This is a genomic window from Candidatus Effluviviaceae Genus V sp., assembly GCA_014728125.1.
In the GTDB taxonomy this organism is placed as follows: domain Bacteria; phylum Joyebacterota; class Joyebacteria; order Joyebacterales; family Joyebacteraceae; genus WJMD01.
This window is the reverse complement of the sequence record WJMD01000146.1, coordinates 1-23,876: the sequence shown is the minus strand read 5'-3', so window position 1 is coordinate 23,876 and position 23,876 is coordinate 1. Positions and strand designations below refer to the sequence as shown.

The 23,876-nt window shown below is 67.3% G+C and carries 14 protein-coding genes; 1 reads left to right on the top strand and 13 read right to left on the bottom strand.

The features are described from left to right. From rsgA to GF405_09015, 7 genes are all read right to left on the bottom strand, one after another. Positions 1 to 657, bottom strand: a 657-nt coding sequence (gene rsgA / locus GF405_09045; protein ID MBD3368296.1) for a ribosome small subunit-dependent GTPase A, incomplete at its 3' end; no start/stop codon positions are given. Beyond that, positions 618 to 3,773: a hypothetical protein gene (locus tag GF405_09040; protein MBD3368295.1), complete on the bottom strand. Its 3,156-nt coding sequence runs from the start codon at positions 3,771 to 3,773 to the stop codon at positions 618 to 620. The genes rsgA and GF405_09040, both read right to left, overlap by 40 nt. Continuing rightward, a complete protein-coding gene (locus GF405_09035; protein ID MBD3368294.1) occupies positions 3,774 to 4,913 on the bottom strand; it encodes an efflux RND transporter periplasmic adaptor subunit in 1,140 nt (379 codons plus the stop codon). Continuing rightward, the gene (locus GF405_09030) at positions 4,913 to 6,370 is read right to left on the bottom strand and encodes a hypothetical protein (GenBank protein MBD3368293.1); all 1,458 of its coding nucleotides are present in this window, start codon (positions 6,368 to 6,370) and stop codon (positions 4,913 to 4,915) included. Before GF405_09030 ends, GF405_09035 begins: the two co-directional genes overlap by 1 nt. Before the next feature lie 84 nt (positions 6,371 to 6,454). Further along, complete coding sequence (locus GF405_09025) at positions 6,455 to 7,543, bottom strand: alanine/ornithine racemase family PLP-dependent enzyme (protein ID MBD3368292.1); 1,089 nt, start codon at positions 7,541 to 7,543, stop codon at positions 6,455 to 6,457. After that, positions 7,540 to 8,016 carry a GNAT family N-acetyltransferase gene (locus GF405_09020; GenBank protein MBD3368291.1) on the bottom strand — a complete coding sequence of 159 codons (477 nt, stop codon included), beginning with the start codon at positions 8,014 to 8,016 and terminating at the stop codon, positions 7,540 to 7,542. The genes GF405_09025 and GF405_09020 overlap by 4 nt, the downstream gene beginning before the upstream one ends. Before the next feature lie 258 nt (positions 8,017 to 8,274). Then, on the bottom strand, positions 8,275 to 9,138 hold the full coding sequence (locus tag GF405_09015; GenBank protein ID MBD3368290.1) for an inositol monophosphatase: 864 nt from the start codon (positions 9,136 to 9,138) through the stop codon (positions 8,275 to 8,277). A 7-nt stretch (positions 9,139 to 9,145) separates the two neighbouring features. Between GF405_09015 and GF405_09010 the strand changes: the two genes are divergently transcribed. Beyond that, a complete protein-coding gene (locus GF405_09010) occupies positions 9,146 to 11,992 on the top strand; it encodes a hypothetical protein (protein MBD3368289.1) in 2,847 nt (948 codons plus the stop codon). A gap of 92 nt (positions 11,993 to 12,084) precedes the next feature. Here the strand turns inward: GF405_09010 and GF405_09005 are convergent, their stop codons facing one another. From GF405_09005 to GF405_08980, 6 genes are all read right to left on the bottom strand, one after another. Further along, positions 12,085 to 12,690: a phosphatase PAP2 family protein gene (locus GF405_09005; GenBank protein ID MBD3368288.1), complete on the bottom strand. Its 606-nt coding sequence runs from the start codon at positions 12,688 to 12,690 to the stop codon at positions 12,085 to 12,087. Further along, entirely contained in the window at positions 12,687 to 14,528 is a 1,842-nt protein-coding gene (locus GF405_09000; GenBank protein MBD3368287.1) for a hypothetical protein, read from the bottom strand. Before GF405_09000 ends, GF405_09005 begins: the two co-directional genes overlap by 4 nt. Next, the gene (locus tag GF405_08995; GenBank protein ID MBD3368286.1) at positions 14,525 to 17,530 is read right to left on the bottom strand and encodes an MFS transporter; all 3,006 of its coding nucleotides are present in this window, start codon (positions 17,528 to 17,530) and stop codon (positions 14,525 to 14,527) included. Before GF405_08995 ends, GF405_09000 begins: the two co-directional genes overlap by 4 nt. A 288-nt stretch (positions 17,531 to 17,818) precedes the next feature. Then, a complete protein-coding gene (locus GF405_08990) occupies positions 17,819 to 19,036 on the bottom strand; it encodes a hypothetical protein (GenBank protein MBD3368285.1) in 1,218 nt (405 codons plus the stop codon). Between the two features lie 524 nt (positions 19,037 to 19,560). Next, positions 19,561 to 22,095, bottom strand: a complete 2,535-nt coding sequence (locus GF405_08985; protein ID MBD3368284.1) for a T9SS type A sorting domain-containing protein — start codon at positions 22,093 to 22,095, stop codon at positions 19,561 to 19,563. Positions 22,096 to 22,184: 89 nt separating this feature from the next. After that, positions 22,185 to 23,714, bottom strand: a complete 1,530-nt coding sequence (locus GF405_08980; protein ID MBD3368283.1) for a YifB family Mg chelatase-like AAA ATPase — start codon at positions 23,712 to 23,714, stop codon at positions 22,185 to 22,187. Positions 23,715 to 23,876 lie beyond the last annotated feature (162 nt).

The following is a 23,876-nucleotide window of genomic DNA, read 5'->3' as shown; positions in this document are numbered from 1 at the left end:
CAGAAGCGAGCTCTTACCGGCCCCGCTCGGGCCGGCCAGCACCGAGAACCGCCCCGCAAGCTCATGCCGGAGTTCCTCGACCCCGTCGCCGCTGATCGCGCAGGTCGGCAGCACAGTGTAGCCCGCCGCCTCATAGGGCGCGGCCGCCTGCTGCACTGTTCGCGGATCGACGAGATCGGTCTTGTTGAGCACGACAACGGACTCGAGACCGGCGTCCTCCGCGATGACGAGGTAGCGGTCGAGCAGTCGCCTGTTCAGGCGCGGTCGCCTGAAGGAGGCCACGGCCACGAGTCTCTCGACGTTGGCGACGATGATCTGCTCGAAGTCCGAGGCCGTACCTGGAAGGCGTCGCGAGAGCCGCGTGTCGCGGTCGAGCACGTCCTCGATGACCCACGTCTCATCGTCGACCTTCGAGACGGCGACGCGGTCGCCCGGGACGAGCAGCTTCTCGCCCGGCCCGAGATCGGCGAAAAGCCGCGCCCGGACCGAGCACCGGACGGTCCTGCCGTCGAGGAAGACGTCCCACTTGTCGTGATACGAGGCGAGCACCTGGCCCTTCAAGGTCCCCGCGTCTCCCCCGCCGCTCGCGGTCGCACCCTCGGGACGGCTGCCCGGGGTCACGAGCGGCTCTCCGGACCGGCTTCCTTGAGCCTGCACATCTTCTCGGCGTAGTGGGCCTCGAGCCGCGGGTGTTTCTCACCCGGTTCCATCCTGCCGCTCCGTATCCGGATGTCGTCGACGATCGAGAAGATGGCCGGGATGACGAAGAGCGTCAGCACCGTGGCGAAGGCGAGGCCCCATGCGAGCGACGCGGCCATCGGTCCCCACGTCACGGAGACGCCGCCCCAGCCCAGGGCGAGCGGCATGACCCCGAGGATCGTCGTGATCGACGTCAGGAGAATCGGTCTCAGACGCATGCATCCGCCCTGCACGACCGACTCCCACCTGCCCACGCCCTCGTCACGCGCCCTCTTGATGAAGTCGATGAGGACGATCGAGTCGTTCACCACGACGCCGGCCAGCGCGACGATGGCAACGCCGGCGTTCAGCGTGAACGGATAGCGCATCACGACGAGGCCGACGATGACACCGATGAACGCGAACGGCACCGTGAACATGATGATGAGCGGCTGTATGAACGACTGGAACTCGGTGCCGAGGATGAGGTAGATGAGCAGGATCGCCACGCCGAAGGCCATGAGGAGCGACATGAACGACTCCTGCGTCTCCTGGAACTCGCCTCCGAAGTCGAGACGATAGCCCGGGAACCGCTCCGAAACGTCCGAGAACTCGTCCATCAGGAAGCGATTGACCTCGGTCGACGTCGTGCCCTCCTCGACGTCGGCCGTCACGGTGACGATGCGCTCTCCGTCACGCCGGTTGAGCTCTGCGGGCGCGGCGGCGACCTGGAGGGTCGCCACGTTGGCGAGCGGCACATCAACGCCGGCAGGCGTCGCGATCATCATGTGGCGAAGGTCGTCGAGATCCCTCCGGTCCTCCTCCTCCAAGCGGACGATCATGTCGATCTCGTCGTCGCCCGAGCCCCGGTACTTCGTCGCCTCCGTCCCCTCGAAGGCAGTGCGCACGGCCGAGGCGATGTCCGAGACCGAGAGACCGTAGAGAGCCGCCTCGTCCTGGATGATGTCGACGCGAAGCTCCGACTTCCCGGGCGTCAGGTCGTCGTCGATCTCGACGACCCCCGGGTATCCTGCGAGCGCGTCCTGCATCTGCCCGGCGATGCGCTCGAGCACGCCCGGGTCCTCGCCCTTGACGCGAACCTCGACGGGCTTGCCCGAAGGAGGTCCCTGCTGCGGCCGTGTGAGCGAGAGCGACGTGAGACCAGGCACGCGCGACATCCTCTCGCGGAGGTCGTCCATGATCTCGATGTCGGTCCGCTCGCGCGTCTCACTGTCGGTGAGGTCGACGTCGAGCTGCATGTTGTGCGTGGCCAACTGCCCCCGGTAGTTCGCGATCATGAAGCCGACGCGGGTGACGACGGCCTCGACCTCCCCTTTCGGCAGCGAGAAGAGGATGTCCTCAAGAGCCATGGCCGCGCGGTCTGTGATCTCAATCTTCGTGCCGATCGGCAGTTGCGCCCGGATCTCGATCGCGTCGACGTCCTCCTCCTCGAAGATGGATATGTCGAGCGTGAAGAAGAGGCCGATGGCGACGAATGCGAGCAGGAAGACGGCGCCGAGCGTGAGGTAGCGGCGCTTGAGCGCCCTCCGGAGCAGGCGCTCGTAGCGCGTCGTGAGCCCGAGGAAGGTCGGATGACACTTGTTCTGCTTCGTCGCCACGCGGGCGAAGTCGGCCATGTGCGACGGCAGGATGAAGAGCGCCTCGACGAGAGAGGCGAGGAGCGCGAACGTGACCGTCTTCGGGATCACGCTCATGAACTTGCCCCACGTCCCGGTCATGAGCAGGAGCGGCAGGAAAGCCGCCACGGTCGTCAGGACGGCGGCGGTGACCGGCGCCTGGACCTCCTTCGTGCCGACGATCGCCGCCTGTTTGGGCGACATACCCTCCTCGAGATGCCGGTAGATGTTCTCGATGACGATGATCGCGTCGTCGACCAGCATGCCGAGGACGAGCACGAGCGAGAAGAGCGAGATGGTGTTGACCGTGATACCGGAGGCGTTCATCAGGATGAACGCGGCGAAGAAGCTGAACGGAATACCGATGACCGCGAGGATCGAGTTCCTGAGCCCGACGAAGATGAAGAGCGTGAGCGAGACGAGGATGACGCCGAAGAGCGCGTTCCTCTGGAGGATGGCCAGCGTGTCCCTGACCTCGATGGACGTGTCGTTCCTGACCTCGAACGCGATCGGCTCGGTGACCCGCTCGTCGAACGTCGCGACGACATCTCGAATATCACGAACAACGTTGACGACGCTGCCCTGCCGCTCCTTCGTGGCCCAGAGCGTGACGCTCCGTTCGCCGTCGAGACGCGAGAGTGTCAACCGCTGCTCGAGCGTGTCGCGAACGGTCGCGACGTCCCGGATGCGGATCTGCCGGCCGAACTCGTCCGACGTGATGACGTGGTTCTCGATCTCCTGGATCGACTCGAACTCGCCCAGCGTGCGGACGATGTACTCCGAGTTGCCGAGTTCGATCGTCCCCGCCGGGACGTTGAGGTTCCGTGACGCCAGCGAGCCGACGACCGTGCCGAGCGGGAGCCCGAAGGCTTCCAGGCGATCCGCGTCGACCGCTATCTGGACCTCCCGTTCTCGTGTCCCGACGACGTCGACGCCCTTCACGTACGACACGTCGAGGATGTCCTCCCTAAGGTCCTCGGCGACCTCGCGGAGCACCGTCTCGCTGACCGGCCCGCCGAGACTGACCGAGACGATGGGGATGACCTCGCCGAGCTTGATGGGGATGACCTCGGGATCCTCGGCGTCGTCGGGAATCTCGGAGCGGGCGTTGTCGACCGCCGACCGGAGGTCGAGGATGCGCTGGTCGAACTCGTCGTCGGAGAGGCCGGGCTTGAACCGGACGTCCACGATGGTCCGGCTCTCGCCGGAGACCGAGGAGATGTGCTCGACGTCCTCGACCGTCTCGATCTCCTCCTCGAGCGGCTTCGTGACGAGCGTCTCCATCTCCTCCGGCGAGACGCCGGGGTAGAACACGACCACCACGGCCTCGTCCATGCTGACGTTCGGCAGCATCTCGGCGGGCATGCTGAAGAACGTCGAGACGCCGACGATGATGACGGCGATGAAGAACAGGTTGACGAGGACGGGCTGCCGGACTGAGAACTCGCCGATGGTCATCTAGAAGCTCTCCCCCGCCGGGACGTCGCCCGGCTCGGAAGCGGCGGGCGCGATGGCGCGTCCTCCTTCCGGGTCGTTCCGTATGCTGACGGGCACGTTCTCGCTGAGCTGGTCGTAGCCGAGCACGACCAGAAGATCGCCCGGGACGAGTCCCTCCTCAACGACGACGCGATCGCCGAGCACGTCGCCCAGGCGGACGCGCCGGAGCTCGGCCAGCGAATCGGCGACCACGAAGACGGCGGGCTCCCCGTAGCGGTCGACGACCCAGTCTCGCACGATCACGACCGCATCCCTGAACGTCTCGGTTGCGATGGTGACCTCCGCTACCATGCCCGCCCTCAGGGACCCGTCGGGATTCCTGAGCACGACCCCGGCCGGGAACGTCTTCGAGCGGTCCCGGGCCCGGGGCCCCACGTATTCGATGCGACCTCGGAACTCGCGGCCGGGAAGCGAGCGGACCGTGACAGCGGCTGTCCGGCCCGGACGCACCGCGACGGCCTGTTCCTCCGTCAGGCCGATCTCGATCTCGAGGACCTCCGTGTTGACGACGTGAGCCACGGGCGACCCCACGTTGATGAGGTGGCCGACCTCCGCCTGCACAAAGGCGACCGTCCCGTCGATCGGCGACTCGATGGCCGTGTTCCGGAGCCCGCGCTCGGCGCTGCCGTACGCCGCCTCCGCGGCCAGGAAGGCGCTCTCGGCCGCCCTGTAACGAAGCTCCGCGGCGTCGAAGGCGGCCTGCGAGATGTCGCCCCCTTCGAGAAGCGCCTTCGAGCGGTCGTAGCCCCGCTCTGCATCGGCCAGGTCGGCCTCGGCGGCAAGAAGCTGCGCCTCGGCCTGCCTGAGGGCGAGACGCGCGAGCTCGTCGTCGAGACGAACGAGCAGCTCTCCCTCCGCGACCTCGTCCCCGACGGTCACGAGCACCTCTGCGACGCGGCCGGTCGCCTCCGCGCTGATGGGGATGTCGTCCCTCGCCTCGAGCGTTCCCGTCGCGGTGACCGTGGCCACCGCGTCCTCCGGCTCGATCGCGAGGACCTCGACCGGCACGGCCTCGGGGCCCCGCGCGGTCTCCTCACCCCCTCCCCCGCCGCACCCGGATACGAGCGCCGCCAGGAGCAGCACGAACAACAGTCTTCTCATCACTCGGCTCCCGTTGTCGTGTCGGGGTCGTTCCCGACGTAGCGTTCCATCTCAGCGGCGGCCACGAGACAGTCGTAGAACGCGTTGACGTGACCCACCCGGGCCCGGTCGAAGAGCACCCGTGCATCGACCAGCTCCGTGTAGGGAGCCATGCCCTGTTCGTATCGACCGGTGACGTTCTTGAGATGCTCCTCGGCCTGCTCACGTTCCTGCTCGGCGGCGTCGAGGGCCCTGAAGGACAGCCTGAGCCGCGCGGCCGCGTTTCTGAGCGCCGCGATGAGCCCGCGCTCCCCGGCCTCCCGTCTGTGCATGGCCGCCAGGTGGTTCCTGCGGCTCTCCTGATAGCCCGACCAGTTACCGAAGCCTGTGAAGATCGGGAACTCGAGCGCCAGGGTGACCGACCATGCGGTCTCGTCGTCCGGCTCGATGTCGTCGTCGGCCTTCCAGCCGTACGAGCCCGAGGCGTTGAGCGACGGGAAGAACGCGCCGCGGGCGATCGTCACCGACGACCCGCTGACCTTCGTCGAGGCGGCGAGCGCCTGGAAGTCGGGATTGCCGGCAAGGAGTTCGCGGGCCCGTTCCTCACTGAGGTCGGGGCCGCTGAGGAACTCTCCGTATCGCACCCTGATCCCGGGCAGCGCGCCGGGCTCGACGTCGGCCAGCGTCCAGACGGTGTCGAGCGGGGCGCCGAGGACGTCGGCCAGGGCGGTCCGTGCCAGGAAGACCCTGTTCTCCGCATCGGCCAGCGACCGCTGGTCCTGCGAGAGCACGACCCTCCACCTGAGGACCTCGGCCCTGCTCACGAGACCGACATCGAACTTGCTCTCGGCCGCCTCGACGTTCTCCTGTGCCGCCTCGACCGCCTCCTTCGAGACACGAAGCACGGCCTGCGCGCGCAGGACGTTGAGATACGCCTCCTCCGCGTCGACCGTGACGTCCCGCGCGCTCGACCGATAACCCTGGTAGGCGGCATCCCGCGCCCCGGAGGCGGCTCCGACCGCCCCCCAGAGCCTGCCGCCGTTCCAGATCGGCATCCGGGCGTTGAAACTCGTCTCGTAGGTCGTCTCGTAGACGAACGGCTCGATGTCCGCACCGAACTCGTCCTCGAAGAAATCGATCGATGCGTTCGACCGTTCGTATGTGTCGGGATCGATGCGCCGGGCGGTCGATGAGAGGCTGACGGAGGGAAGAAGCTGTGCCCGGGCTCCCCAGAGTCCCCATCCGGCGGCGTCGTAGTCCTCCCGGGCCGCCCTGAGTGAGAGGTTGTTCCTCTGCGCCATCTCGACGGCCTCGTCGAGCGTGAGCGTCTCCACCTGTGCCCAGGCGGGCCACATCGGGACGACGAGGGTCAACGCGAGCAGGAAACAGAACGTGCTTCCGGTTCTCACCACTCCACCTCCCCGCGCCGGGCGGACGACGACGTGGGCGTCGGTCCCAACCGGCGGTAAGAGCGTCATATGCCACTGGGGACTATATACAGGAGCCTTCGGCGAGAGGCAAGTCAGGAAAGCGTTCGCCCGGAAGAAGCGTCCACGGACGGCCTAGAGTCCCTTCGCGGGCCTGACGACGCGCTTCTCGGTGTACGGGTTGGCCATCAGCCGCACGAGCGAGGCATACCCCACCCGGAACCCGATGACGTCCCCGATGGAGAGCCCGTTCGGCTCAGCGCCCAGGTGGACGACGGTGAGATCGCTCGAGGCCCCTGCGATCGATATTCCCGGATCGATAGGCGTCAGGGTCCCGATGTCGGTGTCGAGCTGTCCCACGGTCACGATGGCCCGGTAGCCGCGCTCGCCGGGCTCGCGGTCCTCCTGCTCGATCGGGGTGAAGGGCGTCGTATCGCTGGTCTCCCCCGCCGGCACGAGGCTCTTCTCCTTGATCTCGACGACCTCCGCGTCGAGCCGAACGGTGTCGCCGCGCAGCCCGCGGATGATCTCGCCCCGCACCGGGTCGGTCCCGAGGAGGATGGCCTCGCCGATCCTGAAGTGGTTGATCTGCTTCGGCAGCTCGCCGTCGATGAGAAGCGGGAGCACCGCGCTCGTGCCTGCCGAGACGAGACTGAGTTTCCGTTCGAACTTGAGCTCGAGGAGTTCGCGGTAGAGCACGAGCTGCATCAGCTGATCGACCGACGGGATGGCGCCTCCAAGACACCCCAGATTGGCCCCGATCCCCACGACCTTGACGCGCTCGAGTTCGAACACCTGCTTGTAGATCTTGAGCAGTGAGCCGGGAAGGATGCCCTCCCTGAGATCACCCAGCTCGATCATCACGACGACACGGTGGGTCCTGTCCTGCCGCTTCGCCTCCTCGTCGAGGGCCGTGATGACATCCAGCTCGGTGTTGAGCGAGACGTCGGACAGCGCGATGACGTCCTCGAGCGCCGAGGTGTGCGGCGGACGCAGGTACCACTTCTCAGCGTCGGGCGCCGCTTCATCGATCGTCCTGAGATTGGAGATCCTCGAGTCGGCCACCGAGTCGACCCCGATCTCGGCCAGACCTTCGATCGACTCCCGGTGGCCGCAGAGCGCCTTCGTCACGACCGTCAGCGTCGCGCCGTGCTTTTCGACCCAGCCCTGCACGGTCCTGTAGTTGTGTGCCAGGGCGTCGACGTCGATGGTGATCCGGTTCATGCCGCGTGCCTCATTTCAAGGTACTTCGAGCTGAACCCGCAGCGCTCGTAGAGGCGCCGGGCCGGGTTGTCGTGCTCGACGTGCAGCTTGATCTCGCCGTCGGCCTCATCGACCGCCCGGCTGACCAGCCTGCCGCCGATTCCCCGGCCGCGCGCGTCCGGAGAGACGGCGACGAAGAGCAGGAGGTTCTCCGGAACGTAGCGGGCCATGCCCGTCTTGAGTATGACGAGCGCGCCGAGAAGAGTCTCATCGCGGGAGGCGACCAGCACGAACCCCCCGCGTCCGGGCTCGTTCGAGAAGGCGTACTCGATGCCCTCGCCGACGACCGGTCGGGGATCCTCGTAGGGCTTCAGACTCTCGTGGAGAAACGCGGTGAGGTGGTCAACGTCCATCCAGTCCGGAAGCTCGGAGGCGTTGTCGGCCCGCGTGATGACGACATCGTCTCCCGCGTCATCAGGACGTGTCCCCGGCATGCGGTGACCTCCCAGTGCATGGAAGAGGGGTAGCAAGCTCGCTCGCGAAAGATGGTCCTGAGCGGGATGATCTGCTGCTCTGGGACCGGAAGATTGCCCGGCAGGGGAATCCCCCGGTCGAAGGGGCTCTCTGGCGGCGAACCGCCGGAGGGTCTTTGCACCATCCAGGAGGAACCGTGGCACAGAGGGATGGCGTTGTCAAGTGATTATCCCGAAGCGACTTAGCAGACAGGCACCAGTCCGCGGGCCCGGCGGGCCCTACTCCGGCCGGATGAGCTCATGCATCGCCGCGTGGATGCGGCCGTTCGTCGCCACGATATCGCCGCGCCGGTGGTCCCACGAGGCGCTGCCGACGTTGGTCACGGTGCCGCCGGCCTCGAGCACGATGAGCCCGCCCGCCGAAACGTCCCACGTCTTGAGACCGAGCTCCCAGAAACCGTCGAGCCTGCCGCACGCCACGTAGACGAGATCGAGCTCGGCCGACCCTCCTCGCCGGACCCCGCGGACTCCGAGCACGAGCCGGTTGAGGTTGGCCAGGTTGTTCACGGTCGTCTCGCTGCGGTCGTACGGAAACCCGGTGGCGACGATGGTCTCCCGCAGCTCGCTCTCCGGGCTCACGGAGATCGCGACCCCGTTCAGGTAGGCGCCCTTTCCCCTCTCGGCCAGAAAGAGCTCGCCGCGCAGCGGGTCGTAGACGACGCCCGATGCGACGACGCCGTCGACCTCGCACGCGATCGCGATCGAGAAGAACGGGTAGCCGTGCGCGAAGTTGTTGGTTCCGTCGAGAGGGTCGATGATCCAGACGGCGCCGCTCGACGAGTCCTCCGGTGACGACTCCTCGGCCACGATGCCGTCGCCGGGGAACCGCTCGCGAACGGCGTCCGTGATGAGACGCTCCGACTCACGGTCTGCGGCCGTCACGAGCTCGCGGCCGTCCTTGGCCCTGATGTCCCCGGGGTGTCCGTACCGCTCGCGGACGATCCCGCCGGCCTCCCGCGCGACGCGTTCGGCCCGCAGCGTCCGCTCCGACAGTCGGGCTCTCAGCGTCTCGTCCACGTTCAACCTCCGCCACGCGTGACAGGTCCAAGAAGCGCGGCCGGGATTGGACCCGGCCGTGGGCATACGCCACATGCTAGCGCGCCCTGCGGCGGCAGGCAAGCCCCGGACGGGGCGCGCAGCGCTCTCGGAGCGCGGTCCGGCGTTCTTGACCACCGACAACACTCCCACTATCATGAGGAGAGAGCAGAGCATGAGGAGATCGCCGGCCGGCGGTCGGACCGCTGGGCCGGCGAGCTGCGTCAGGGACTCCGGGCCTCCGGGCTCCGGCCACGATGAGGGAGGAAGATCCATGAGAAGGGCTATCGTCACCGTCGCCTTCCTGGCGCTCGTCGCGCTCGTCGCGACGGCGACCGCCGGCGAGACCATCAAGCGCGTGCTGCCCGAGAACGGGATGACCGTCATCCTCAGGGAGAACCACGCCGCGCCGGTCGTCAACCTCCGGATGTACGTGAAGGCCGGGAGCATCCTCGAGGGCGAGTACCTCGGATGCGGGATCTCGCACTACTGCGAGCACCTGCTCTCGGACGGCACGACGAACAGGACCCTGGAGGAGATCGAGGAGGAGCTGAACGAGCTCGGCGGCGGCTCCAACGCCTACACGACCAAGGACCACACCTGCTACTTCATCGAGACCTCGCCCGAGCACTTCGACAGGGCCCTCGACATCCTGGCGGACTGGGGTATGAACGCGACGTTTCCCGAGGAGGCCGTCGAGGCGCAGAAGGGCGTGATCACCCGCGAGATCAACATGGGCTACGACGAGCCCGCCCGCCGGGTCTACAACCTCTTCGGCGAGGCGATGTTCCGCTGCCACCCGGCGAAGTACCCTGTCATTGGCTACATCGAGAACTTCGAGGACATCACGCGCGAGGACCTGCTCGCGTACAAGGACCGGATGTACGTGCCGAACAACATGGTCTTCGTGGCCGCCGGCGATTTCGACGCCGTGGAGGCCTACGCGAAGATCCACGAGGCGTTCAGGGACTTCGAGCGGAAGCCGATCGACACGCCTGCTCTCGTCTGCGAGCCGGACCAGCTCGGACGGCGCGTCCGCCGCGAGGAGCGCGACCTCGACATGGCCTACGTCATGATGGGCTACCACACGGTGCCTCTCTCCCACCCCGATCTCTACCCGCTCGATGTGATGTCACACGTCCTCTCCGAGGGCAATAGCTCGCGGCTCCACAGGCGGCTCGTGGACGAGCTGGGCCTGGTGCAGAGCGTGACGAGCTGGTCGCATACGCCCGGCTACGACGCCGGCGTCTTCGCCGTCTCGATGGTGATGGACCCGGCGAACGTCGACCGGGCCATCGAGGTCGTCACGGAGGAGCTCTACGCGCTCAAGGACGACCGCGTCTCGGGCGACGAGATCGAGAAGGCGAAGAAGCTGAAGACGGCCGAGTTCTACTTCGGTCGTCAGGACATGGAGAGTCTGGCGTCGAGCCTGGGAACGTCCGAGATCTCCTCGGGCAACCCGGACTTCGACGAGATCTACGCGGCCGAGATACAGAAGGTGACGGCAGACGAGATACGCGACGTCGCCCGGAAGTACTTCAGCGACGACAACCTCGGCATCGCGATCCTCGCCCCGCCGTCGGACGACGCGCCGGAGACCGCGCAGGTGACCGAGGCCGGGACCGACGAAGAGCCCGTCCTCGCTCCGGTCGAGAAGCACGTGCTCGACAACGGTCTGACCGTGCTCGTCCGCGAGAACCACACGAACCCGATCGTGTCGATCGGCAGCTTCTCGCTGGCGGGCGCGCGGTTCGAAGACCCCGGCAAGCCCGGGCTCGCGAACTACGTCGCCGACATGATGCCGCGCGGCACGCGACGCAGAAGCGGCGAGCGCATCTCCGAGACGATCGACGGGATGGGCGCGAACTACTCGTGCGCCGCCAACCACACGCGCATCGAGAGCAACCTCACGGTCCTCTCCGAGGACCTCGAGGACGGGTTCGAGCTCTTCGCGGACGTCCTCATGAACCCCGGGTTCGATGAAGAGTCGATCGAGAAGGCCCGGCGCGAGCTTCGCGGCGCCGTGACCGCGCGAGCCGATAACTGGACCTACGACGCCATGGACATCATGCTGGACGAGCTCTTCCCGAGCCACCCGTACGGACGGCCACCGATCGGGACGCAGGAGGGGATCGACTCGGTCACACGCGACGACCTCGTGTCACATCACGCGTCGCTCGTCACGCCGAACAACACGGTCATCACGGTCTTCGGCGACGTGACGGTCGAGCAGGCGCTCGAGCTGGTCGAGGACGAGCTCAGCGACTGGGAGCCCGGCCATCCGGCCTCCGCGGAGATCGCGCTCGAGCCGCGGCGTGCCGAGCCCGCGCTCCTCGAGAGTCATCACGATCGCGCGCAGACCGTCATCTTCAGGGGCTACCACGGCATGCCGTACTCCTCTGAGGACCGGTACGCCATGGACGTGCTCGACGCGGTGACCTCGGGAATCTACTACCCCGGCGGCTGGCTCCACACCGATCTGAGAGGGAACTCACTGGTCTACGTCGTCCACGCCTACAACTTCACGGGCTTCGACACCGGCTACTTCGGCCTCTACGCCGCCACGTACGACGAGGCGCTCGATCAGGCCATGGGCATCATCGATGGACACATGGAGCGCATCGCGACCGAGCCGGTTCCCGAGGACGAGCTCGAGCTCGCGAAGCAGCTCTGCATCATCATGGACAAGACGAACACACAGACGAACGCGGCGCAGGCGCACGACGCGGCCGTCCCCGAGCTCTACGGACTCGGCTACGACCACGAATCCGACTACGCCGAGAGGATCCGAGCGGTGACGGCCGACGATGTTCTCCGCGTCGCGAAGAAGTACCTGTCGGACCCGGTCACGGTCATCCGCCGCCCCCGTCCGACCGAGGAGCACGCCGGGGCGGCCGAGTAAGCGCACCTGACACGCGACGAAACGAAGAGACGCCCGGCGCTCCGCGCGCCGGGCGTTTTCTTGTGCCCGTTCCGTCGTCGTACGCCGCGCCGTCAGTCGCAGGCCGCCTCACCGGCACCTGCCTTCGCGCGGCCGCGCCGTCTCTCCCACCACTCCCAGGCGCTCCGGATGCCCCAGATGGTCAGCCACCCGGAGCCCACGCCGATGAGCGCACCTGCGAGAGCGTCGAACGGGTAATGCACGCCGACGTAGATGCGCGAGTAGGCGACGAACGCCGCCGCGATGAAGAGGATCGGCTTGAGCCAGCGGGGAGAGGCCCAGGCCCCGATGGTCGCCATCGTGAACGAGTTGGCGGCGTGGGCCGACGGGAACGAAAAGGCCTTCGAGTGACCCACGATGAGCCGGTACTGCTCCTCCGGAAGGGCGTTGATCGGTCTGAGCCTGCCGATGAGCGGCTTGAGAAGAGCGCACGATATCTGGTCCGAGAGGCCGATGCCGATGACGAGCATCACGGCCGCGAGCCTCCCCTTCCTGCCACCCCAGATGATCATCGCGACCCAGATGCCCAGGAGGACCGCGTACCAGTTCTCCTGCGTCGTCGTCGCCGTCATGACGGTGTCGAAGAACGGGTTGTGAAGCCGCCCGTTCAGCAGGAAATACAGCTCGTGGTCGATCGAGATGAGCCACTCAAGCATCACGAGACCCCCATGTCTCCGCTGGACGGTCCGTCCTCCCCCGTCGGCCGCATCTCCGGATGTCCGCCGTCGCCCTCGACGTCGCCGCGCGTGCCGCCTTCATTTGTCTTGCCGGGCGGGCCGTCTCCGTCCGGCCGACCGCGCGTCCCGTCGCCACGTTCATCGGGCCGCGCCGAGTTCTCGAGCGACTCCCAGTGCAGGCGGTAGACGATCATCTCATCGCCGCCGCTGATGACGTTGTCGCTGAGGACGACTCGGTGGATCGGCTCGAAGATCGTCTGGCGCTTCACCATCTCCGGGTACCAGCTGGGGAAGAGCACGGCGAAGTCCGGCCGCTGTTCCTCGAGGAAGGCGAAGACCGCGCGGTTTGAGTCGCGGTATCGCCTGTGCCACTTGAGGACGTCGGGCGAGATGAGACCGACGGTATCGAGTAGCTCGACGTCGGTGTAGTACGCAATGGCGCCGACGTCGTTCACGGCCACGAGGGCGTCGCGCGGCAGGTTCCTGTCGATCCACTGTCCCAGCGTCACCTGCATGTCCTCGATGTTGTCGACCTCCCGGCCATAGACGCTCCCACGGTACCACCCCCCACGGAGCTGCGCCGTCAGTGCCAGCAGCATGAAGAGCCACACGAGGGACCGTTCGATGACGACGGTCGCCGGCCGCCCCATGAACTTCGCTCTGCCGAGCAGCCGTGCTCCGTAGCGGCCGGCCCCGTAGACGCCGAAGGTCCCGACGACGAGCATGAGTGGAGCCAGCGGAGCAGCGTAGCGCCCCTCCTGATAGCCCGCGTTCCCGAACGGCACGAGAACGCCGACGGCCAGAGGAAAGAGCAGCACGGAGAGCGGGATGATGAAGGACCTGCAGCGGCCGTGCGGTGCGAACGGCTCAGAGAACACGAGGCGGAGGAAGCCGATCGAACTCAGCATGAAGAGAACGGGGTTGTTGTTCAGACTCTCGCGCAGGAACGACAGCATGTAGTCGTACGGCCTGACGCTGAACGATCGCACCAGTTCGGTTCCATCCCCCCTCGCCACAGCCGCGATCAACCCTCTGCCCCAGAGCAGCGCCTTCGCGTAGGCCGTATTCGGAAGGAAGCCGATGCCGAACGTCTTGCTGAAGACCGCGAACGGCATGACGATGGCGAGAAACAACAGGATGTGGAGCGCCGCCGGGAGCAGCCAGTCCCTCGTGGCGACCTCGCGCCACTGGATGAGCGTGCTGGCGAGGAACCGGTCGATGAGAGATGCGACGAAGAAGACGGCGCACTCCGGCCGCGTCAGCGTGGCCAGCCCGAACAGTACGGCCGCCAGGTACTGCCGTCGGTCGCCCGGGCGGTTGTACATGATGTGCGCCAGGACGCCCGCCAGCGTCAGCATCACGGCCAGCGTCACCTCCATGCCGGACAGCGACGCCCAGACGAGCGGCGGGAGCGTCCCGGTGACCACGGCCGCGAAGAGCGCCTCGCGGGGGTCGTCCGTTATGTACCTGACGAGCACGTACGCGAAGCCGACCGAGAGCCCGAGAAAGACGACGCCGAGGAGCTTGGCGGTCAAGACGGAGGCCCCGGTGATCAGGTAGCCGGATGCGGTCAGAAGCGTCCAGAGGGGAGCCGTGGAGCCGGAGACAGGCACGCCGGGGTTGTAGGAGAAGCCGTGTCCGAGAGCGAGGTTGCGCGCGAACTGGGCGTGGATCCAGGAGTCGTCCAGCGGGAAGCCGAAGGCGCCGGCGATCGTCCACTCGCGCCAGAGGTAGTAGGCGACGAAGAGGAGCATGAGCGCGATAGCCAGCGGAATGTGACGCCGCGCGAGCCGCTCTGTGTCGGTCGCGACCGGTGTCACTCGCTCTCCCCCCGCTGCTGCCGTATCCAGGACCTCACCTGCTCCGCGTTCCTGGCCGTCGGGGCATGCTCGAGATAGCGCTCGAACGCCTCGACCTGCTGGGACGTCATACCCAGTTCGCTGTAGAGAAGCCCCAGGTTGTAGTACGCGTCGGCGTAGTCGGGATCGAGATCGACGGCCAGCTCGAGCTCCCGCCGCGCCTCGTCGAGGCGGCCGAGTCTGAGATACGCCGCGCCGAGGAGACACCGCGGCTGGGGGAGGTCGGGGCCGATCTCGGTGGCCGTCCGGAAGTACGGGAGCGCCTCCTCGTCGCGGCCCGCCCGCGCGTTGCTCGAACCCACCTGGCAGAGCAGCTTGCTCGCCGCCTCGATGGCCTCGCTCTCGCCGGGGCTCTCCTGCGTCGCCAGCACGTACGCGTCGAGGGCCTCCTGAAGCCGCCCGGCCTCGTTCGCGACAAGTCCGCGGGCGAGGAACGCCCTGGCGCGGCTTCTGGCGGCCGCGGCCTCGATGAACTGCTCGCCCTGCTCGCCTTCCGGCACGTTCGTGAGGATCGCCTCGGCCGACATCCTGTGCGGCGCGAGCGCCGAGAGCTGTTCCCCGAGCGAACGGCGGTGCATGCTGCGCGGCGCGGAGAACTCAAGCTTGAGGTTGTCGTCGGTATGCACCGGGGCGTTCTCCGCGTAGTCGTCGACGCGGGAGTCGTCGAAGACGAAGAGCCCCGTGTAGTCGATCGGCTCGTCCAGCCCGACGGACAGCAGGTCGCGGCCGATCCTCGGGTCGTCGAACCTCCGCATGAGGATCTCGTGGTCCAGCATCCCGCCGTCGACCGCCCCGACGAGCATGTAGTCGACTCCGGGGTCGAGCTCCCAGAGGCTCATCTCCTCGAACACCTCGGAGAAGGTCCTGACGATCATGCGGAACTCGTCGGGCGACATATTGTATGCCTGGAACCAGAACCCCACGATGCCGCCCGGGTTCATCCGGTCGTGGGCCAGCTGGAAGAACTCACGCGTGAACAGGTTGGAGATGCCGACGATCCACGGGTTCGAGGGCTGGGAGATCATCACGTCGTATCCGGCATCGGTGAAGGCGACGTGATTGCGCCCGTCCTCGACGATGATGTTCACCCTCGGGTCTTCGAGACAGTTGTCGTTCGCCTCGGCGAAGTAGGTCCGGGCGACCTCGACCATCGCCGGAGCGATCTCGACGCAGTCGATCGTCTCGACGGGGTACTTCTCCGCGGCCGCCACGGTCACGCCGCTCGCGAGCCCGATCACGAGGACCGACCCGGGCTCCTCGTGGAGCATCATCGGCACGTGGGCCAGCAGCTTCTGGGTCTTCATGTCCGGACCGGTCGAGGCCTCCGTCTTGCCGTTCGCCTGGAGGTAGAGTTCGTCCCGGGCCTCACGAACGGTAACCGTCGTAACGACGCCCTCCTCGTGATAGAGCACCTCCCCGTAGACCTTGACGGCCTCCTCGAGGTCGCCCTCCGTCGTCCCGGCCTCCTCGGCGTACATGTCGGCATAGAGGTAGGCCCCGCTCGACATGATGACGGGGTCCCAGCGCGGGACGTTCGGGAGGAAGAGAGCGAGGACGAGGGCCGCAACGGCGGCTCCGGCGAGCTTCCGGCCACGGCTCAACGTGGGACTGAGCGCCAGCAGCCCGGCCCCGAGAGCGACGTTGATGATGACGGCCACGGCGATCGAGCGCTGGATCCCGAGGGCCGGGATCAGAAGGAAGCCGCCGGCAAACGAGCCGACGATGGCGCCGAGCGTGTTCGACGCATAGACGTCACCCACCGACCTGCCGATCGAGTCCAGCCGCGTCGTGAAGAGCCTGACGACCGTCGGGAAGACGGCCCCCAGAAGCAGCGTCGGGATAAGGATGACGAGGAAGACCAGTCCGAACTGGACGGCCATGAGCATACCGAACGAGTCGGCGTGGCGCTCGACCACGCCCACCATGACGAGCGGTAGCCGTCCGAGGATGGGAACGACGGCGAGTGCGGCCGCGCCGATGCCCAGCTCGAGGATGCCCATCCCGGCGACGGCGTCCTTGATACGGTCCACGTAGCGCGAGAAGACGGCCGCCCCGAGTCCCAGCCCCAGGATGTAGGCCGTCAGGATCGTGCTGACGGCGTAGACCGAGGAGCCGACGACGAGCGAGAGCGTCCGCATCCACGCCACCTGGTAGACCATCGCCGCGAAGCCCGACAGCGCGAAGGCGACCAGGACCAACGCGAGAACCGGCTTGAGCCTGCCGCCGTCAGGCGGCGGCGCGTGCCCGGCCGGTGCGGCTTCCTTCGGTTCGCCCTGTTCCTGCCGCTTCGTCCGCTTCGCCTTCGCCCCGGCGCCGCCGGCAGGCGGGGCGGAGCGCTCGTTCCTGTAGAGCAGCAGCACCAGTCCCGCCACGACGATGTTGACCGCGGCGGCCGCCACGATGGTACCGCGCATGCCGAGCCCGGGCATCAGGACGAACCCCGCCGCGAACGAGCCGACGACGGCGCCCAGCGTGTTGATGGCGTAGAGGCCTCCGACCGACTCGCCGACGCGGTCGAACCGGCGCGCCATGTACTTCGAGAGCACCGGGAGGGTCGCTCCCATCAGCGTCGTGGGAACCAGCAGCACGAGCCCCGAGATGGCGAAGCGGACCAGACTGAAGGTGTGAAAGCCCGCCTCGAAGCTCTGGTAGGCCGCGCGGTAGATCGGGACGGTCGCGGCAACGATCGCGGGCACGAGCAGGCAGTAGATGCCGATGACCCCCTGAAGCACGCCGTAGATGCGCAGCGGGTCGTCCCGCCGGTCGATGAACTTCCCCGCCAGGAAGCTCCCGAGGGCGAGACCCGCCATGTAGACGGTGAGGACGGTCGTGATCGAGTAGACCGAAGCGCCCATGACCCGCTCGAGCAGCCTGGCCCAGACGACCTCGTAGACGAGACCCGCGATGCCTGACAGGAAGAAGAACCACGGGACGAGCGGCGAAGGACGGTTGAGACGTTCCATCGGACCTGCCTGTCTGCTGGATACCGTATCCGGGACACCCGACCGGCGCCTGGCCCGCCGCAGCCCCGCACAAGCTCTTTCACGTATGGTAGCCGTCACGCCGACCGTCAGTCAAGACCACCGGTACCCGACGGGAACCGGGAGACGAGGGCGGAACGGTGAGACGCGAACACCCGGCGCGGCCGGGCACCCCGGACGCCGGAGCGAGGGGATGGAAACGTGCACGGGGCCCGGGGTTGCCCCCGGGCCCCGCTTCCATGCACGGCAACCTGCAAGCGTTTGGTTTAGCTACCGGTACATGGACTTGATCGTACCCCAGCTGGTCTCCTCGACGGCAGTGGGCTCGTCCTCGAGACCCTCGAACCACATGTCGTCGATGTTGATACCGGCGCCGCCCGCGGCACCCGGGCCGCAGCCGTTGTCGGTGGTGAAGAACTCGAACATCCAGGCGGTCACGCCGAAGGGCGGGCCACCGCAGTAGAAGCCGATGTCCCAGCCGGCGATGCCGCTCGTGCCCCAACCGTCGCACTGGCCGAAGTCGCCCCAGTACGCAGCCACGCCGTACCAGTTCGCGCCGCCGTCGATCGTGGCGTAGTAGGCCCAGTAGTCGTTGTCGACCGTCGGGACCTCGGCGTGCAGGTAGAAGCGCGTCGTGCAGCTCCAGACGCCGGTCAGGTCGACAGCGGGCGTGATGAGCGCGTTGTCGAGGTTCGGCGGGATGAGGCTCGTGTCGGCGTCGTCACCGCACCACCAGCTGTGCGGATCCGAGCTGCTCGAGCAGACGTCCTCGACGATGTGCCACCAGTCGCCGGCGGCAGCCGGGACGGACGGCGTGCAGAGACCACCGGTCTCCACATCGTCGTAGAAGTAGACGTAGCCGCCGTAGAAGTCGAAGATCTTGACGTTGTCGCAGTGGAACGCGCCACCGCTCGACAGGTACAGGCCGTCCTGATCGGACCAGGCGCCGTCCGAGACGAAGCGGAAGCGGGCCTTCACCGGGTTGTCGTACGGCGCCAGCACGAAGCCGTACGTGCCGATGTCGGTCCACGGCTGAACGCCGTCGTAGCCGCGGTTCAGGTTGACATACACGCCCATCGACTCGGCCTGCACGTACGTGAAGTCGTACGCGGGCTCGGAGTCGTGACGGAACGCGTAGGTCAGGATCGGGTAGTAGGCGCCGGAGACGTCGGTCGTCGGGATGTCCAGACGGTCGTCCCAACCGTTGCCGTAGCCGCCGTCCGTGTCGTAGTCGAACGTGCCGCACCACCAGCTGTAGGTGCCGGCGTACGCAAGGTACGTGTCGACATGGAAGTGGGGCGTGGCGCCCACCGTGTAGTCGATGTGCGTCCAGCTGCCCTCGCCGCTCTCCATGTCGTCAGCCCAGTAAACCGTGTTCGCGCGCGTCGGACCCCTGAGCTCCTGCGTCGGCGTCTCGACATTGAGCTTCGCCGAGGCCACGCTGGCAGCGAGCGCGAGGATCGCGAGCGCAATCAGCAGTCTCTTCATTGCTTCCCCCTCCGTGAAGGAGTTACACCACACATTGACAACCAACATGCCGGCGGTCCTGCCGCTTGCCCACAGGCGCCGGGTCGTGCACAACCAGCCCCCACCGGTCCAGCCCGGTCGGGGTCTGTCCAGAAATCCCCCCTTTCAGTGTTGTGTGAGTCTTGGCCGAAGCTCCATCCGCTGTGCGCCTTAGGATGCGCACGTCCTGTCTCCCACTAACGGCGATTCTACCACTGTTGCGACCAGAGGTCAAGAAAAACTCTATACGTGCGTACTGAGTTACAGCCATGCGTCCAATACCGTGATGTAGCTTATAATGTCTGACCACTCATTATTTGGACGCAGATTAGCAAGAACTAATCTCAGGAAATCACGCCAGTTATGAGCGACCGTCACTTCAGAAAAGACCGGCCTTCGGCGTGTTTCGGCCCCCGGACCGCCTGGCTGGCCGTTCCCGGACGCACGAAGGCCGCCCGGAAAAGCTCCGGACGGCCCCCGTGAAGGCACACTCTGTCAGGTGGATGTCAGCGGATGAGGATCATCTTCCGGTCGATCTCGCTCCCGTCGGCGCGCAGCCGGTAGAAGTAGATGCCGGAGGCAGCGCGGTCACCATCGGCCGTTCGGCCGTCCCATGCCACACGGTGCTCACCGGCGGGACGGTCGCCGTCGACGAGACGCGCCACCCTGCGCCCGGAGACATCGTAGACGTCCAGCGTCACGCGGGCGGGCGTGGGAATCGAGTAGACGATGCGCGTCGTCGGGCTGAACGGGTTCGGCACGTTCTGGAAGAGCGCGAAGCGCGGCTCCCCCACACCGTCGTCGATGCCGGTGCCGCCCGTCGTCTCGAAGTCCGCGTCCGAGTCATCGTACCAGGCGAGTCCAGCCGCGTCGCGCGCCACGACACGGATGCGCGATGCCGCGTTCGCGCTGTCGGGCACGGTCCACAGGAAGGAGCCGTCGTTGGTCTCGCCGGTCGCCACCGTCTCGGGGTACGTGACGCCGCTGTCGTAGGAGCGCAGGATGTCGATCGACGTGACGCCGACATTGTCGGACGCACTCCACGTCACCTCGTACTCCTCCCCCGTGGTCAGCTCCTCGCCCCCGTTCGGAGTCGAGAGAGCGACCGTCGGCTGCTCGGTGTCGGGCCACGAGCCGGCGGCCAGCCACTCGAGCGTCCGGCGCATGATCGTGTCCTGCATCGCCGTGCCCGTGACGCCCTCGAGTCCGAAGGCGTAGTAGACCAGACGGTGCCCGGTGCTGTACCGAAGCGCGCCCTCGGCTCCCGGCGAATACTCGAAGATCCCGGTCGCGCCGGTGCGCGGCTCGATCTCACTCGGGTACTCCTGGTTCATCAGGCTGCCGGGGCCGTTCAGCGTGAACGAGAGCCCGTCGCCGATCGGATCGCCCGACACGCCGTCGAGACTCCGGAAGCCGGAGTCATCCTGTACATACGTGGCATGCAGGTAGTCCTGGTAGAAGTCGATCTTGTCCTGGTCGCCCTGGTAGTGGAGCCACCAACCGATGTCCTCGCCGCTGATGAGCAGGTTGCCCCCGCCGTCGAGGAAGTCCGAGATGTCCTGCCTGTTGGTCGCGCCGAGGTAACCGTTCCAGCCGTTGTCCCAGACGACGACCGTGTAGCGCTGAAGCTCCGAGAGCGGAACGAACCCCTGATCGTCCTCCACCCACTTCCGGAAGAGATACCCGTTCCTCTCGATGGCGCCGCCGAGATAGAGGTCGGTCGACGTCCCTTCGTCGTCATCGACGAGAAGGACCGGAACGGGACCGAGAACGATGTCGAACGTGTCGCTCGCGGAGTAGCCGTTCGCAGTGATCGACAGCACGAACTCGACGCTCACGCCGACCGGGGCGAACTCGTCGACGTCGAACGCGTACGCGGGGCTCCCGGTCGAGGTCGTGTTCGGGTCCATCGTCCCGAACGAGGACGAGCTCTGCGTCACGGTGACGTAAGGACTCGAGGTCGAGAGCGACGCTGAGACGTTCGTCCTCTGCTCGGCCAGCAGACCGTTCTCGAGGGTCACGGCCATCGTCACAGACTCGCCCGGATCGGCGCACCCGTCGCTGTCGCCGCGGATGTCGGACGTGATGGTGTTCCCGTCGTAGGCGATCTCATCGCCGTCGTAGTAGTAGACGAGCTGCGTGCCCGTTCCCACGTTGCAGGTGCCGTACTTGATCCAGAAGTAGCCGCCGAGGTCGCCGAAGTCGGTCCCCCAGCTGTTCTTGCACAGCCACGCCCCGTCGCCCGGACCGCACTTGTTGTCGTCCCAGCCGACGATGATGACGCCGTGGTTGATCGGGTCGTCGCCGCCGTGCTCGTAGCAGCCGGAGCCGTACGAGCCGAAGTCGTCATAGACCGTGAAGGCGGTCGATACGGGTCCGGTCATGACCGCCGTCTTGATGGCGTCCGGATCGTTGGGCACGTCGACCCAGTCCTTGCAGGTCGCGACCTTCGTGCAGGATGAGGCCGTGCAGGGCACCGTGTCGTCGGCCTCGTACGGCATGCACGACTCCTCGGCCATGCCGTACTCCTTGGCGTACTCCCAGACCGTCGTGTGCCACCCGCCGCTGCATCCCTCACCCGGCGTCGCGCAGGAGAGCACCTCCTGCTCGCAGAGGTCGAGCGACACGCCTGTGTTGATCAGGATCGCGGACTCGAGCGCGGCCGTGCCGCTGAAGTCCCAGCAGCTGCCGCAGCTCCCCTGACTGGTCACGGGGGTCACGCCGCCCAGCGATCTCCAGCTGAAGCTGTCCGGGAGGTCGCGCATGACCGGGAAGTCGTCCGCATCGAGCGCGTCGAACCGCCGGGCCACCTCGGGGGGAATCGTCGCTCCGAGCAGCGCCTCGAACTCCTCCTCTGTGAGGTCGGTCGTCCAGTTGCGCTTCGGTGTCCAGTTGTATCCGTTCTCATCGATCCTGCGCTGGATCTCCTCGATCTCGGGATCAACGGCGCGCTCCTGCGCCCCGGCGACGGCCGGGACCATGAGGAGCGCCGAGAACACGAGCACAAGCGCCGTCCGGGCGCATCGCTCCATCCGCGGCATGGGAGCCCCCTTCCTGGAGTTTCATCATGCTGACATGCACCATTATAGACGATTAGCATGAACTCTTCCAGTCGCCGCGTAACACAGCGTCAGGAGCCGACTGAACGGGACTCAAGGTCGAGCGCACGGTACTGCACGGCCTCTCTGGCGTGCGCCGGCGTCACCTCCGGTGTCCCCTCGAGATCGGCGATCGTACGGGCCGTCCGCACGATCCTGTCGTACGCCCTCGCCGAGAGCCCGAGCGTCGTGACGGCGTCCCGGACGACCGCGAGCGCTCCCCCTGGGAGCCGGAGCCGCGTCCGCGCAGCGCTGACCGGGAGCCTCCCGTTCGAGACGCCCGCGCCGTTCCGCTCGTCCTGACGGGCTCGGGCCGCGCGGACCCGTGCGGCCACGTCCTCCGAGCTCTCGCCGACGCCCTGGGATGCGAGCTCCTCGAACGAAGGTCGCCCGACACGCACCTGCACGTCGATGCGGTCGAGCAGCGGTCCCGACACCCTCCCCAGATACCGCCTGACGGCCCCGGGCGTGCACCGGCACGGGCGCGACGGGTCGCCGAGATAGCCGCAGGGACAGGGGTTCATGCTGGCCACGAAGAGGAACGTCGCAGGGAACGAGGCAGTGCACATGGCCCTCGTGACCGTCACGCGTCCCTCCTCGATCGGCTGCCGGAGCGCCTCGAGCGCGTCGCGCCGGAACTCCGGCAGCTCGTCCAGGAAGAGGACGCCGCCGTGGGCGAGGCTGATCTCGCCCGGGGAGGGAGGTCTTCCCCCCCCGGTCAGCGCGGCGGCCGAGGTCGTGTGGTGCGGCGCCCGGAACGGCCGCGTCGTCAGAAGCCCGCAGCCAGGCGGGAGTCGACCGGCCACGCTGTGGACCGTCGTCGCCACGAGCGCCTCCTCGGGTTCGAGAGGCGGGAGGATCCCAGGAAGCCTCCGCGCCAGCATCGTCTTCCCCACACCCGGCGGCCCGACGAGGAGCAGATTGTGCTCGCCGGCCGCCGCGATCTCGAGCGCGCGCTTGACCATCGTCTGCCCGCGCACATCCGCGAGGTCGGGCACCTGTGCCTCCTCCTGCGGCGCCGCGGTTCGAGCCTCGCGAGCCTCGTCCGCCCTGTCGCCCGCCAGAACCTCGACCGCCCTGCGAAGCCCCGAGGCGGGCAGGACCTCGAGCGCTCCGACGGCCTGCGCCTCGGAGGCGTTCGCCGGAGGCAGGATCAGACGCCGCACGCCGGCATCGGCCAGCGCCGCGGCCACCGGGAGCACCCCGCGGACGCTCCTCGTCGACCCGTCGAGCGCCAGCTCTCCGATGAGCGCCGTCCGCTTGATCGTCGAGGGATCGATCTGCCCTGTCGCCGCGAGCAGTCCCACGGCCACGGGCAGGTCGAACGCCGCTCCGCCCTTGGGAACGTCGGCCGGCGCGAGGTTGATGGTGACGCGCTCCGGCGGGAACCTGTAGCCCGCGTTCCGCACTGCCGAGGCGACGCGGTCGCGCCCCTCCCGCACCGCGCTGTCCCCGAGCCCGACGATGGCGAACGAGGGCAGCCCACCGGCGACGTCCGCCTCGACCCGCACGACGTATCCCTCGATGCCCGCCACGGTACCCGTCAGGACCGTCGCCAGCACGACGACCACCTCCCCCCGTGGGCAGGCGGGCGGAACGCGTCGGGAATGTGTTCGAGACCGAGACCACGCCTGAGGAGGCGGATCTCGACGACGTCGAACCGGACGCGCCGGGACGCATGCCGGCGCTCCTTGAGATAGGCGAGCGCCGCGCGGACGATGCGT